Below are 12,367 nucleotides of genomic sequence, written 5' to 3' on the forward strand. Positions count from 1 at the left end.
GGCATGCGCTTTCCCACTCGATTCCTGCTCGGCCTGTGCGGCCTGGGCAGTTGTGCTGCTCCCCGGGCCCTGCCGCCGGGCTCTTACCTGGAAACGCGGCCCAACACCGTGCTTTTCACGAGCCGGGAGCTGGTGGTATACCCCGACGGCCGCATCCGGTATTTCCTGCACACCGACGACGTGAGCATGGGACGGGAGGGCAGCGGCACCTACCGCCTGCGCCCCCGTCGGCTGGAGCTGCGCCTAAGCGGGCCACCCGATACCACCCAGGGCCGCGCTACCAGCACGCCGCTGCCGCCCACCGACCGGCGCCTGCAGTTCTACGTGAGCACCCAACCGACCTCCGGCCAGCCCGAGCCGTTGCAGGGACTTACCGTACTGGCGCGCAACGCGGCCGGCGCCGTCGTGGCCGCCGTTCCCACCGATGCCGGGGGCTACGCGGAACTGCCGCTGGGGCCAGCCGCTGCGCCCCGGACCATCGAAATTGCGGGCCAGGGCTGGCGCCGCTGGCGGCAGCCCTGGCCCGCCGGGCCAACGCTCTTTCGCGTGCAGCTGGTGCCCCAGCCTTACCAAGCCTACGCGCCGGGCACGCGCAAAACCTTCGCGTTGCTGGCAATGTCGCCCCTACGGCTGGTGTTGCGCCAGGGCCCCGACACGCTTACGCTGGTGCGCCGGCCCTGAGCGCGCCGCGCCGCCGGCGAGAGCGTGTCGGGGAGGCGCCCAGGCCGCACGACAAGGGGGCCGGCGAAGCCCGGCAGCGGGCCTCGGAATCGGTGCGCTGCGTGGCGGTCTTTGGAAAGCAGCGCCCGGCCCGACTGCACTGCGTCCCGGCGTCACCAACGCACACAGCCCTGCGCAAGCGGCCGCCATCAGCGGAGAGCAACGCCTCCGGCGCCGTTTCCTTGGTCAGACCACGGGGTTGCGGTGACCCGCCCGCGCAAATTTGCGTAAGCCGACATGCACCCTACGCCGACTCCTGATGAAACGAAAACGTCTACTGTTCACCGTGTTTGGTTTGCTGCTGCTGTTAAGCTCGGCTTCAGCGCAGATTGATACTACCGGCGGCCGTTACCGCCGCCCAATTTTTCCGCAGGTCACCGTGACGCGGGCCGTTTCTTACGGCACCGCCACCACCGTTGCCGGCACCACCCAGAACCTGCTGCTCGACCTCTACGAGCCCGCCGGCGACACCGTGCGCCGCCGGCCCCTGGTCATCATGGCCCACGAGGGCGCCTTCGCCACCGGCAACCGCGACGACCAGTTCATGACGGCCATCTGCACCCGCCTGGCGCAGCTGGGCTACGTCACGGCCAGCATCGATTACCGGCTCGGCTTTTTTCCCTTCGACAGCGCCAACATCGGCCGGGCTTCCATCCGGGCTTCGCAGGACATGCGCGCCGCCGTGCGCTTTTTCCGCCGCGACGCGGCCACCACGCGGCAGTACCGTATTCACCCCGCCTACATCTTCGCGGGCGGCTCGTCGGCCGGCGCCTTCATGGCCCTGCAGCTCGGCTACCTCGACAAGCCCGCCGAGGTACCCGCCTACGTCGACCTGGCGCAGCTGGGCACGCTGGAGGGCAACGGCAACCCCGGCTACAGCAGCCAGATTGCGGGCGTCATCAACCTGTGCGGAGCCGTGGGCAGCCCGGCCTGGCTGGAGCCCGGCAACGTGCCCCTGTGCAGCGTGCACGGTACCGCCGATGCCGTAGTGCCCTACAACATAGGCCGGGCCTTCGGGCAGTCGTTTTCGCCCCGCATCTACGGCAGCGGCGTGCTCAAGCCCCGCGCCGACGTGGTGGGCATTGCTAACGTATTGCGGACCTTGCGTGGCGCCCCGCACGTACCCTACAACGGCACCAGTACTGCCGCCGTGGCCTACACCGACACCACTTTCCAGACCGTGCGCGACTTTCTGCGTCCGTTGCTGCGCCAGCCCGGCACGGTGCTGAGCGCCGCTGCCCGCCAGCAGACGGAGGCGCCGCAGGTATACCCGGTGCCCGCTAGCGGGGAGGTTTTCTACCTGGAAGCCGGTCACACGGCGCCATTCCGCCCGCAGCAGGCCGAGCTGCTCGACGCCACCGGCCGGGTGGTGCGGCGTTTCCGTTGGGAGCAGCCGCGCATGGCCGTGCCACGCGGCGCGCTGCCCGCCGGCAGCTACTACCTCCGCACCGCCGAGCTACCCGCCCGGCGCGTGGTACTGCAGTAAAGCAAAACGGACGGCCCCAGCGGCCGTCCGTTTTGCCGTTAGCTAGCCGCTAAAGCCGTTTCCAGCTGCGGCGCGGGCTGCGCCACCACCGGCCGCACGCGCCCGGTGCGCGCCACGAAAGTGCCGCCGGCCCGCAGCGCGTCGCGGTAGCGGTGCAGCTGGCCGAGGCGCACATAGCCCACGGCGTAGTCGTAGGTGAAGCCCGGGGCGCTGAGCTGCTCCGACACGTCCGTCAGACCCAGCGCCCGGCGCAGCTCGGCCGGGGCGGAGCGCAGGTACACTTCCAGCTCCAGGTCGGGAGCTTCGGCGGCCTGGGGTGCTTCGAGGGGCAGCTTTGCATAAGCGTAGCGGAAGCCGTGGCGCAGGGCTACCAGATCGGCCAGCACGGCCGAACCGGTAGGGTGGCCGCCCGCGCCGCGGCCCCGCCAGAAGTGCTGCCCGGCAAATTCGGCCTCCACCACCACGCCGTTGAATTCGCGCTCCACCGCGTACAGCGGCGAGTCGGCGTCGACCAGCTGGGGCGTGACGTACACCGTGGCGCCGCCCCCGGGCAGGGGCTGCAGGCTGGCTACCACCTTGAGCTTCTGGCCCCGTTCCGCGGCGTAGCGGATATCGGCCGCCGACACGTTTTCGATGCCCAGGTTGAGCACGTCATCGGGGTCGAGCAGCAGGCCGCAGGCGTGGGCGGCGAGGATGACGGCCTTGGAGCGCGGGTCGAAGGCGGCCATGTCCAGCGTAGGGTCGGTTTCAGCAAAGCCTTGCGCCTGCGCTTCGGCCAGGGCCTCGGCGTAGTCGGAGTGGTCCTCGCGCATGCGCGTCAGCACGTAGTTGGAGGAGCCGTTGAAGATGCCGCTGACCTGAACCAACGGCTCCTGGGCAAAGTACGAGTCGATGGTGCGGATAACCGGAATGCTGCCGCACACGGCCGCTTCGTAGAGCAGCACGCCGCCGAATGCGCGCTGCAGCGCAATCAACTCGGGCAGATGGCGGGCTACCATAGCTTTGTTGGCCGTCACCACCCGCCGGCCCTGGCGCAAGGCTTGGCTCACGAGTCGGAACGCCTCGTCGGCGTCGTCGATAACTTCCACCAGCAAATCCAGCGTGGGGTCGTTGAGCAGGTCGTCGGCGTGAAACTCAAACCGCTCGGCGGGCAAGGGGCGCAGCTTGGTGGGGTTTTTCACCGCAATGCGCGCCACCGTGAAGCCCGCCTCGGGGTGGCGCTGCAGAATATCGTACAGGCCCTGCCCCACGCAGCCGAAGCCAATCAGGCCGACGCGCGTCGGGGCGTTAGTGGGCGAAGGTTTGGACATAAAATCGTTCGAGGAAATGCGCTATCTGCGCGGTTTCGATCAGGAAGCCGTCGTGCCCGTAGCCCGACTCCATTTCGGCGTACATGGCGCCCGGAATGTGCCGCGCCAGGAGCTGCTGCTCGGCGGGCGGAAACAGCACGTCGGAGGTGATGCCGAGCACCAGCGTGCGGGCCTGCACCCGCCCCAGGGCCGCCGCCACGCCGCCGCGCCCGCGCCCCACGTGGTGCGCGTCCATGATGTGCGAGAGCGTGACGTAGCTGTAGGCGTTGAAGCGGGCCGTGAGCTTGTCGCCCTGGTACTGCTGGTAGCTGCTGGCCCGGTGAAAAGTGGGTAGCTCGTCGTCGGCCTCGGCCTGGCTGCGGCCGTAGGCTTCGTAACTGCGGTAGCTGAGCAGGGCAATGGCCCGGGCGGCGCGCAGGCCGAGCTGCCCGCCCTCGGGCCCGCCGCCGGCGTAGGTGCAATCGGCCTGAATGGCCAGGCGCTGGGCCTCATTGAAGGCAATGCCCCAGGGCGAGTGTTGGGCGTTGGTGGCCAGCAGCACAAGGTGCTCAAACACCGCCGGCTGCGCTATGGCCCACTCCACTGCCTGCTGCCCGCCCAAGGAGCCGCCGATGACGGTGTGAATCTTGGTCAGGCCCAGGTGCTGGCGCAGCTGCTCGTGGGCCGCCACCAAGTCGCGCACCGTCAGGCGCGGGAAGGCGGCGTAGAGCGGCTTGTGGCGCGGGGCCACCGGCGTCAGCGGGCCGGTGCTGCCGTAGCAGGAGCCGAGCACGTTGGCGCACACGATAAACCAGTCGGCCGGGTCGAAATAGTCGCCCGCGCCGAACAGGCCCGGCCACCAGCTCAGCACGTCGGCATTGGCCGTCAGCGCGTGACACGCCCAGATGACGTTGTCGCGGGCTTCGTTGAGCGTGCCGTAGGTGTGGTAGGCAATCTGCACGCCGTCGAGCTGCCCGCCGCATTCCAGCGGCAGCGGCTCGGCCAGGGGTAGCACTTGGGGGTTGCTGCTCATAGGATTTGAAAACTTATTCTTTGCTCCCGGCCCCTTCCGCCGATGGGAAGGGGCCGGAAAGCAAAGAGGCCGAAGCGTGGGACGCGGCGCTTTCTCCCGAAACACCGCGCCCGCGCCCCGCAAGCTGGATGGGAAGCCGGTTCCATGGCAGCGGGCCGGCTTCCGCAAGGTTCCCTCCCTGTTAAACTTCCAGCGTTGCGGGGTGCCCGGCTTGTTGCTCCACGAGGATGGGCGTTTCGTCCTCCGTGGTGTCGCGGTCGGCCGATTCCTGCACCGCGTCGAAGGCGCGCTGCAGGTCGGCTTTGATGTCGTCGATGTGCTCTAGGCCCACCGAAATGCGCAGCAGCGTGGGCGTCACACCGGCGGCGCGCTGCTCCTCCTCTGAGAGTTGCTGGTGCGTGGTGGCCGAGGGCTGAATGATGAGCGTCTTGGCGTCGCCCACATTGGCCAGGTGGCTGATCAGCTGCAGGTTGTCGATAAACTGCGTGGCCGTATCCTTCGAGCCCTTGATGGCGAAGGTCAGCACGCCGCCGAAGCCGCGCTTCAGGTACTTGGTGGCCAGCTGGTGGTAGGGACTGCTCTTCAGGCCGGGGTAATTCACGGCCTCCACCTGCGGGTGCGCCTCCAGCCATTCGGCAATTTTCTGGGCGTTCTGCACGGTGCGGTCCACGCGCAGGCTCAGCGTTTCCAGGCCCTGCAGCAGCAGGAAGCTGTTGAACGGGCTCTGCGAAGGGCCGAAGTCGCGCAACCCTTCCACCCGGGCGCGGATGGCAAAGGCAATGTTGCCGAACGGGCCGTTCTTGCCGAATACGTCGTTGAATACCAGCCCGTGGTAGCCCTCCGAAGGCTCGGTAAACTGCGGGTACTTGCCGTTGCCGAAGTCGTATTTGCCCCCGTCCACAATCACGCCGCCGATGCTGGTGCCGTGCCCGCCGATCCACTTGGTCGCCGAGGCCACCACGATGTGGGCGCCGTGCTCCAGGGGCCGAAACAGGTAGCCGCCCGCCCCGAAGGTGTTGTCGACCACCAACGGCAGATCGTACTTGTTGGCCAAGGCAGCAATGGCCTCGAAATCAGGGATGTTGAAGCCCGGATTGCCGATGGTTTCCAGGTACAGCGCCTTGGTATTCTCGTCGATCAGGCTTTCAAAGCTCGCCGGGTTGTCACCGTCGGCGAAGCGCACTTCAATGCCCAAGCGTTTGAACGCAACCTTGAATTGATTGTACGTACCACCGTAGAGGAACGAGGTCGACACGAAATTGTCGCCGGCCTGCAGGATGTTGTTCAGGGCAATGAACTGTGCCGCCTGCCCCGAGGCCGTAGCCAGGGCCGCCACGCCGCCTTCCAGCGCCGCAATGCGCTGCTCAAACACGTCGGTGGTCGGGTTCATCAGGCGGGTGTAGATGTTGCCGAACTCCTTCAGGGCAAACAGGTTGGCGCCGTGCTCAGCGTTCTTAAATACGTAGGAAGTCGTCTGGAAAATCGGCACGGCGCGGGCCCCGGTGGTGGGATCGGGCTGCTGGCCGGCGTGGAGTTGCAGGGTGTCGAAGTGCAGGTTCTGCGTGGACATGATGAGGCTGAGAAAGAGGGTTGTGGACGTCGAAAACGATGCAGGGAGGCCGCACGCCGGCCGAAAACGCCGCGTGCGCCGAAGGGGGCCGCGTAGCACCCGGCGCAATGCCAAACGGGTGCGGCTAAGCCACGCGCCACCCGGTGAGCGGGCAGCAAACAGGAAAACGGGGAAGGGTGGGGGCGGGCATCAGTGGCCCGCCGGGCGCACTACCAACAACAGCAACAACACATCATAGCGCCGCGCATCGGCTGCGGGCGCATTCGGGCGCTACCAGCGGCGGGGGCGGCTACGGACAAACCGGTAGCGGGCGCCGCTGCGGGAAGCGGTGACAAATGATGGTCGGACGTGAGGGGGTAGTGGCTCATGGCACGCGGTTTATTTTTCCCCTTCCTGAAGTGGTCAGTGGGGCAGGATTTGGCACCTGCCGGCTTGTGCGTTGCCGGTGGTTGCCAGAGGGTCACGGAGCCTAGTCTCTCGCCTCTTCGGAATAAATGCGTCAAAAAATCCTGCGCCGGTAGCAGCAGGTGGCACAAAGGTAGCGCCGGTTATGTAAAACGCAAATCCGGCCAAAAGTTTTTTTACGGCTGCGGAAAGTGCGTCGGAAACCGCCCTGCGGGCTGGTCGGCGCGGAAAATAATATTCCCGGGTGCGCTATTCGGGTTGTCGTCCTGGCATTTTTCACCGCTCACCCGGCGTGTCTGCAAGGGCTTTGTCACCCCCGAACGATAAGCGGAACGGCGACTCATGGTACCCTCGAGGTGGGGCGCCAGATGCAGGCGGATGCGCTTTTACCCCAGGCTCGAATACAAAAAAACGCCCCGGGGGGCGGACCCAGGGCGTTTTGGTACTCGGAGGCGAACGGGTAGCTTACAGCTTGGGCAGCTGCAGCACCTGGCCCACCTCGATGTGGTCGGGGTTGGAGCCGATGGTGGACTTGTTGGCGTCGTAAATCTGGTGCCACTTGGCGGCGTCGCCGTAGTGGCGCTTGGCAATCTTCGACAGCGAGTCGCCGCTTACTACGGTATACGACTCGCCCTGGGTGGCGGCAGGAGCGGCGGGTTGGCCGGCGGCCGGCTGGGTTTTGTTGCCGAAGAAATCGGAGGCGCTGCCGGTTTGCGGTTGCGTGGGCTGGACGGGCTTTTTTTCGCCCTTATCGCTCAGGAAATCAAAGAGTCCCATGGTCGTGTCTTGGTTGAGGTGTGGGGGAAGGAGGCAAAAACCAGCTGGTTAATGAATCAGCCCTGCTCTACGCGGATGCCCCGGCGAATGTTGCAGCTTAACCCTTTGTCCACCTGCCCGTAAGAAACGCCGCAGCGGTTGCCTGCTCAACGGTAGCCGCCAGCATACGTCCTTGTTTCATCCCCCTAATTCCAGACACGCTCCATGAAACGTCCATTCAACACCCCGCTGCATTACCTGGCCAGCCTGTTGCTGCTGCTCTCGCTCTTTACCTACGCCTGCGGCAGCAAGGAAGGCAAGGTAGAAGGCGCCAACATGCTCTACGGCACCGACAGCAAAGTATGGAAAACCCACAAAGAGGAAGACGCCACCGGCGACAAGGTCAAACAGACCTCCGAGCAGAAACAGGAGGAAATCCGCTTCTTCGCCAACGGCCAGTACGTCATGTCCTCGCCCACCGAGTCGATTAACGGCAAGTACACCTTCGACCAGGCCGGCAAGAAGATTACCATGACCCCCGACAACGGCAACATGGCCAACACCTTCGACGTGGCTACGCTCACCGATGACCGCCTGACGCTGCGCAGCCCCGAAGGCGCCGAACTGCAGCTCGAAGCCGACTAAGCAACTCGCTTATCTGCACAAAAAGCCCCGGTAGCACATCTATCGGGGCTTTTTGCTGTGCGGGGCTAGCCGTCAAATCAGCCCGCGAGATTCTACGTCGCCCTGCGGTTCGCTGCGCTTGGTCGGAATGACGGGCTGGATTGGATTGCTGCCAGCAGGCAGTTTATGAGGTCATCACCTCCTTGACGGCCTGCTTGCCGAACACCCGGCCCACCCAGCGGGGCAGGAAGATGGTGCCAAGCACGAGGTAGAGGTAGTAGGTGACGATGCGGTAAAGCAGCAGGATGAAGTTGGTGACGGTAGCCGAGCCGGCGAAAGAGCGGAAAAACATCGGGAAGGCGCCCTCGGCAAAGCCCGCGCCGCCGGGCGTAATGGCAATCAGCAGCACGACTTTGTAGACCAAGTTGCGGGCGAATATGGTGCCGAACGAGCCCCACGACACGTCGATAAAAGCCGCAATCAGGCAGCCGATGACCAGGTAGCGGGCCGTCCAGACGAAGGCGGTGCTCAGGGCGGCTTCGGCCCAGTAGCGGAAGCTATTGCCGCGCAGCTCGGCCGAGGCGTGCACCATTTCCAGCCCGTGGTGGTAGGCCCGGCGGCGCCAGCGGTGCAGCCCCTTCAGCGAGAACAGGCGCACCAGAAAGCGCTTTACCGAGTGCGGGTTGATGAACAGCGCGTAGGCCATCAGCCCGGAGTAGGCCATGGTGAACACGTAGCTGACCCAGAAAGCCACCTTCAGCGTGGTGACCAGGCTGCCCGAGCCCAGCGTTTCGTGGGGGAAAATATAGTCGCCGGCCAGCAGCCACACCAGCGGCCCGGCCACCACGAAGTAGAGGTTGTCGAGCATGGCCGTGACCATGATGTAGGCGAGGGACTTGCCCAGCGGAATGCCTTCCTTGTTGAGCAGCAGCGAGGCAATGGCCGTGCCGCCCACCGCCGAGGGCAGCAGGCAGGAGGCAAACTCCCAGATCATAATCACGTCGACGCTCTGCTTCCACGACAGCTGCTTTTCCGCAATGTGGCGGATGCGGTACATGTAGCCCACGTCGCGAACCAGCAGCACCAGCAGGGTGATGAGCAGCCACCCGGGCTTGGCGTTGCCGAGCGCGGCCAGGTCGCCGGGCTGGTAGCTGCGCCAGAACATAAACCCGACCACCCCGAGCCCAATGACCACTGGCAGCAGCATGCGCGAAGGCGAGAGTTTATCGAGCAGCTGGCGGTCCTGCTGGGTGGTGCTCATGCGGTGGGAGGCGTTGGTGACAGGCAAAAGTACGGACTTGGTTCGCCGTGGATGGTGATGAAACGGTTTTCGCGGGAAAGTAGCCGGCTCGGTTCGGGGCTCCGGTTTTCAGGGGGCAACCCGGGCGCTGAGCCAATGGAATGACAACCTTCTACTTTGAACCGTCGGCCTGAAAATATCGTACCTTTGCCCGCTAGCCTGCGCTTCATTGCTGAGCTCCCGCAACAATCTGGCTGTTAAGCCGGTTAGCCGACTACTCCCACTCGCCGTCGTAATTAAACCCCGATGATTGTCGAACCTGGACCCCTGCTGGCGGCGATAAACTCGCCCGCCGATCTGAAAGAGTTGCGCGAAGACCAGCTGGTTCAGGTCAGCCAGGAACTGCGGCAATACATTATCGATACGGTATCCATCTACGGCGGGCACTTCGGCGCCTCGCTGGGCGTGGTGGAGCTGACGGTGGCCCTGCACTACGTGTTCAACACGCCCTACGACCAGCTGGTGTGGGACGTGGGCCACCAGGCCTACGGCCACAAAATCCTGACCGGCCGCCGCGCGCAGTTTCACACCAACCGCAAGTACCAGGGCCTCTCGGGTTTCCCCAAACGCTCCGAAAGCGAGTACGATGCCTTCGGGGTGGGCCACAGCAGCACCAGCATCGGGGCGGCGCTGGGCATGGCCGTAGCTTCCGATTACAAAGGCGAGTTTGACCGGCAGCACATTGCCGTTATCGGCGACGGGGCCATGACGGCCGGCATGGCCTTTGAGGCCCTGAACCACGCCGGAGTGGAGAAATCCAACCTGCTGGTTATCCTCAACGACAACTGCATGAGCATCGACCCCAACGTGGGCGCGCTCAAGGAATACCTCACCGACATCACCACCTCCCGCACCTACAACCGGGTGCGCGACGAGCTGTGGAACGTGCTCGGCAAGCTCAGCAAGTTCGGGCCCAACCCGCAGGCCATTGCCAGCAAGGTTGAGTCGGCCATGAAGGCGACGCTGATGAAGCAGAGCAACCTGTTCGAGTCGCTGAAGTTCCGCTACTTCGGCCCCGTCGACGGGCACGACGTGCAGCACCTGGCCGCTATTCTGAAGGACCTGAAGTCGATTCCGGGGCCCAAGCTGCTGCACTGCGTCACGACCAAGGGCAAGGGCTACGCGCTGGCCGAAAAGGACCAGACGCTGTGGCACGCGCCGGGGCTGTTCGACAAAATCACCGGCGAGATTTACAAGAAAACGCCCGACAAGCCCCAGCCGCCCAAGTACCAGGACGTGTTCGGGCACACGATGGTGGAGCTGGCCGAGCAAAACCCCAAAATCATGGGTGTGACGCCGGCTATGCCCTCAGGCTGTTCGCTGAACATCATGATGGCGGCCATGCCCGACCGCGCCTTCGACGTGGGCATTGCCGAGCAGCACGCCGTCACCTTCTCCGCGGGCCTCGCCACGCAGGGGCTGGTGCCGTTCTGCAACATCTACTCGTCTTTTATGCAGCGGGCCTACGACCAGGTCATCCACGACGTGGCCCTGCAGAACCTGCACGTGGTGTTCTGCCTCGACCGCGCCGGTTTCGCCGGGGCCGACGGCGCCACCCACCACGGCGCCTACGACCTGGCCTACATGCGCTGCGTGCCCAACATGGTCGTTGCCTCGCCCATGAACGAGGAAGAGCTGCGCAACCTGATGTACACCGCCACGCTGCCCGAAAACGCCGGTCCCTTCACCATCCGCTACCCCCGCGGCGAAGGCGTGATGCCGGAGTGGCGCAAGCCCCTGCAGCGCGTGGCCGTGGGCACCGGCCGCACCGTCCGCGAAGGCCAGGGCGACGTAGCTATCCTCACGCTGGGCCACATCGGCAACTACGCCGTGCGCGCCACCCAGCAGCTGCTCACCGAAGGCCTCGACACCGGCCATTACGACCTGCGCTTCTGCAAGCCCCTCGACGAGGAGCTGCTGCACCAGGTATTCAGCCGCTACAAGGCCGTGGTGACGGTGGAAGACGGCTGCCTGCCCGGCGGCTTCGGCGCGGCGGTGCTGGAGTTTATGGCCGACCACGGCTACTCGCTGCCCGTCAAGCGCCTCGGCATCCCCGACCGCGTGGTGGAGCACGGCTCCCAGGATGAGCTGTACAAGGAATGCGGCTACGACGCCGCTGGCATTGCCCAGGCCGTGCGCGACATGCAGGCCAAGGTGACGGACGCCCGCACGAGCAAGCTGCTACGGTAGCCGCTCCAAGCTGCAACTGAAACCGCCCCGCTGGATTCGTCCGGCGGGGCGGTTTTGCGTTAGGCACGAAGCTAAAAGGACGTCAATCCGAGCGCAGCGAACCGCAGGTCGACGTAGTCAAGAACCTCGCGTGCTGGCGTCATGCGTCTGCGCCGAGTCCGGCAGGCACAAAAACCTGCCATCCGCTTATCGGGGTCCGTAATGAGAGTAGTCAGTCAATCAATCTATCCTGATTCGTTACCGCGTACGTAGATTCTCCACCTATCCGCCCCACCGATGCGCCTGCTGTTCCTGCTGCCCCTGTTGCTGTCCTCCCTGCTCAACTGCAGCTGCACCCAATCTTCGCCCGCGCCGGCCGGTGCCGATATGCCGGTTACGCCCGCGCCCAGCGGCGGCGCGGTGCGCTACCTCGCCCTCGGCGACTCCTACACCATTGGGCAGGGCGTGCCCGCGGCCGAGCGGTGGCCGGTGCAGCTGGCGGGCCTGAGTGGGGCGGCGGGCATTCAGAGCCCCGACATCATTGCCCAGACCGGCTGGACCACCAGCGAGTTGCAGCAGGCCATTGCGGCCTCCGGCAACCAGAAAACCTACGACCTGGTGTCCTTGCTGATTGGGGTAAACAACCAGTTTCGGGGGCAGCCGCTGGCCACCTACCGCACCGAGTTTCGCCAGTTGATGAACACGGCCATTCGCTTCGCCGGCGACCGGCCCGGCCGGGTGGTGGTGCTGTCGATTCCCGACTGGGGCCAGTCGCCGATGGGGCGCACGTACGACCGCGCCCGCATCAGCCAGGAAATTGACCAGTTCAACGCCGCCGCCCGGCAGGAGTGCGCGGCCGCCGGCGTGGCCTTCGTCGATATTACCGACCTGACGCGCGCCGCCAAGGACGACCCCGCGCAGTTTGCTGCCGACGGGCTGCACTACTCCGGCCCGCACATGCGCCAGTGGGCCACCCGCACGCTGCCGGTGGCGCAGGGGCTGTTGCGGTAAGGGC

General features: G+C 65.4%; 10 protein-coding genes and 1 riboswitch. Of the genes, 5 read left to right on the forward strand and 5 right to left on the reverse strand.

Annotated elements, in window-relative coordinates:
- Nucleotides 1-3 precede the first annotated feature (3 nt).
- Together DLM85_RS10255 and DLM85_RS10260 are read left to right on the forward strand one after the other, a co-directional pair.
- A complete protein-coding gene (locus tag DLM85_RS10255; protein WP_111478004.1) occupies nt 4-681 on the forward strand; it encodes a hypothetical protein in 678 nt (225 codons plus the stop codon).
- Nucleotides 682-979: 298 nt separating this feature from the next.
- Entirely contained in the window at nt 980-2,206 is a 1,227-nt protein-coding gene (locus tag DLM85_RS10260) for an alpha/beta hydrolase fold domain-containing protein (protein WP_111478005.1), read from the forward strand.
- A 38-nt stretch (nt 2,207-2,244) separates the two neighbouring features.
- Here the strand turns inward: DLM85_RS10260 and DLM85_RS10265 are convergent, their stop codons facing one another.
- From DLM85_RS10265 to DLM85_RS10280, 4 genes are all read right to left on the reverse strand, one after another.
- The gene (locus DLM85_RS10265; RefSeq protein WP_111478006.1) at nt 2,245-3,516 is read right to left on the reverse strand and encodes a homoserine dehydrogenase; all 1,272 of its coding nucleotides are present in this window, start codon (nt 3,514-3,516) and stop codon (nt 2,245-2,247) included.
- Nucleotides 3,494-4,528 carry a homoserine O-acetyltransferase family protein gene (locus DLM85_RS10270; RefSeq protein WP_111478007.1) on the reverse strand — a complete coding sequence of 345 codons (1,035 nt, stop codon included), beginning with the start codon at nt 4,526-4,528 and terminating at the stop codon, nt 3,494-3,496. The genes DLM85_RS10265 and DLM85_RS10270 overlap by 23 nt, the downstream gene beginning before the upstream one ends.
- A gap of 181 nt (nt 4,529-4,709) precedes the next feature.
- On the reverse strand, nt 4,710-6,098 hold the full coding sequence (locus DLM85_RS10275) for an O-acetylhomoserine aminocarboxypropyltransferase/cysteine synthase family protein (protein WP_111478008.1): 1,389 nt from the start codon (nt 6,096-6,098) through the stop codon (nt 4,710-4,712).
- A 375-nt stretch (nt 6,099-6,473) separates the two neighbouring features.
- A riboswitch (SAM riboswitch) is annotated at nt 6,474-6,595 on the reverse strand.
- A 373-nt stretch (nt 6,596-6,968) separates the two neighbouring features.
- On the reverse strand, nt 6,969-7,280 hold the full coding sequence (locus DLM85_RS10280; RefSeq protein WP_111478009.1) for a LysM peptidoglycan-binding domain-containing protein: 312 nt from the start codon (nt 7,278-7,280) through the stop codon (nt 6,969-6,971).
- Between the two features lie 204 nt (nt 7,281-7,484).
- On the opposite strand from DLM85_RS10280, the gene DLM85_RS10285 reads away from it, so the two are divergent.
- Nucleotides 7,485-7,904 carry a lipocalin family protein gene (locus DLM85_RS10285; protein WP_111478010.1) on the forward strand — a complete coding sequence of 140 codons (420 nt, stop codon included), beginning with the start codon at nt 7,485-7,487 and terminating at the stop codon, nt 7,902-7,904.
- Between the two features lie 163 nt (nt 7,905-8,067).
- On the opposite strand, the gene DLM85_RS10290 is transcribed toward DLM85_RS10285, so the two are convergent.
- The gene (locus tag DLM85_RS10290; RefSeq protein ID WP_111478011.1) at nt 8,068-9,144 is read right to left on the reverse strand and encodes a lysylphosphatidylglycerol synthase transmembrane domain-containing protein; all 1,077 of its coding nucleotides are present in this window, start codon (nt 9,142-9,144) and stop codon (nt 8,068-8,070) included.
- A 285-nt stretch (nt 9,145-9,429) separates the two neighbouring features.
- Here DLM85_RS10290 and dxs point away from each other — a divergent pair, with 285 nt between their 5' ends.
- Nucleotides 9,430-11,373 carry a 1-deoxy-D-xylulose-5-phosphate synthase gene (dxs, locus tag DLM85_RS10295; protein WP_111478012.1) on the forward strand — a complete coding sequence of 648 codons (1,944 nt, stop codon included), beginning with the start codon at nt 9,430-9,432 and terminating at the stop codon, nt 11,371-11,373.
- Between the two features lie 276 nt (nt 11,374-11,649).
- Nucleotides 11,650-12,363, forward strand: a complete 714-nt coding sequence (locus DLM85_RS10300) for an SGNH/GDSL hydrolase family protein (protein ID WP_111478013.1) — start codon at nt 11,650-11,652, stop codon at nt 12,361-12,363.
- The last annotated feature ends 4 nt before the right edge of the window (nt 12,364-12,367 follow it).

This window comes from Hymenobacter edaphi, assembly GCF_003258365.1.
Classification (GTDB): Bacteria; Bacteroidota; Bacteroidia; order Cytophagales; family Hymenobacteraceae; genus Solirubrum; species Solirubrum edaphi.

What these genes read in the sequence shown, in the direction of transcription:
- DLM85_RS10255 (WP_111478004.1), top strand. Translation starts at nt 4, where the DNA reads ATGCGCTTTCCCACTCGATTCCTGCTCGGCCTGTGCGGCCTGGGCAGT.
- DLM85_RS10260 (WP_111478005.1), top strand. Translation starts at nt 980, where the DNA reads ATGAAACGAAAACGTCTACTGTTCACCGTGTTTGGTTTGCTGCTGCTG.
- DLM85_RS10265 (WP_111478006.1), bottom strand. Translation starts at nt 3,516, where the DNA reads ATGTCCAAACCTTCGCCCACTAACGCCCCGACGCGCGTCGGCCTGATT.
- DLM85_RS10270 (WP_111478007.1), bottom strand. Translation starts at nt 4,528, where the DNA reads ATGAGCAGCAACCCCCAAGTGCTACCCCTGGCCGAGCCGCTGCCGCTG.
- DLM85_RS10275 (WP_111478008.1), bottom strand. Translation starts at nt 6,098, where the DNA reads ATGTCCACGCAGAACCTGCACTTCGACACCCTGCAACTCCACGCCGGC.
- DLM85_RS10280 (WP_111478009.1), bottom strand. Translation starts at nt 7,280, where the DNA reads ATGGGACTCTTTGATTTCCTGAGCGATAAGGGCGAAAAAAAGCCCGTC.
- DLM85_RS10285 (WP_111478010.1), top strand. Translation starts at nt 7,485, where the DNA reads ATGAAACGTCCATTCAACACCCCGCTGCATTACCTGGCCAGCCTGTTG.
- DLM85_RS10290 (WP_111478011.1), bottom strand. Translation starts at nt 9,144, where the DNA reads ATGAGCACCACCCAGCAGGACCGCCAGCTGCTCGATAAACTCTCGCCT.
- dxs (WP_111478012.1), top strand. Translation starts at nt 9,430, where the DNA reads ATGATTGTCGAACCTGGACCCCTGCTGGCGGCGATAAACTCGCCCGCC.
- DLM85_RS10300 (WP_111478013.1), top strand. Translation starts at nt 11,650, where the DNA reads ATGCGCCTGCTGTTCCTGCTGCCCCTGTTGCTGTCCTCCCTGCTCAAC.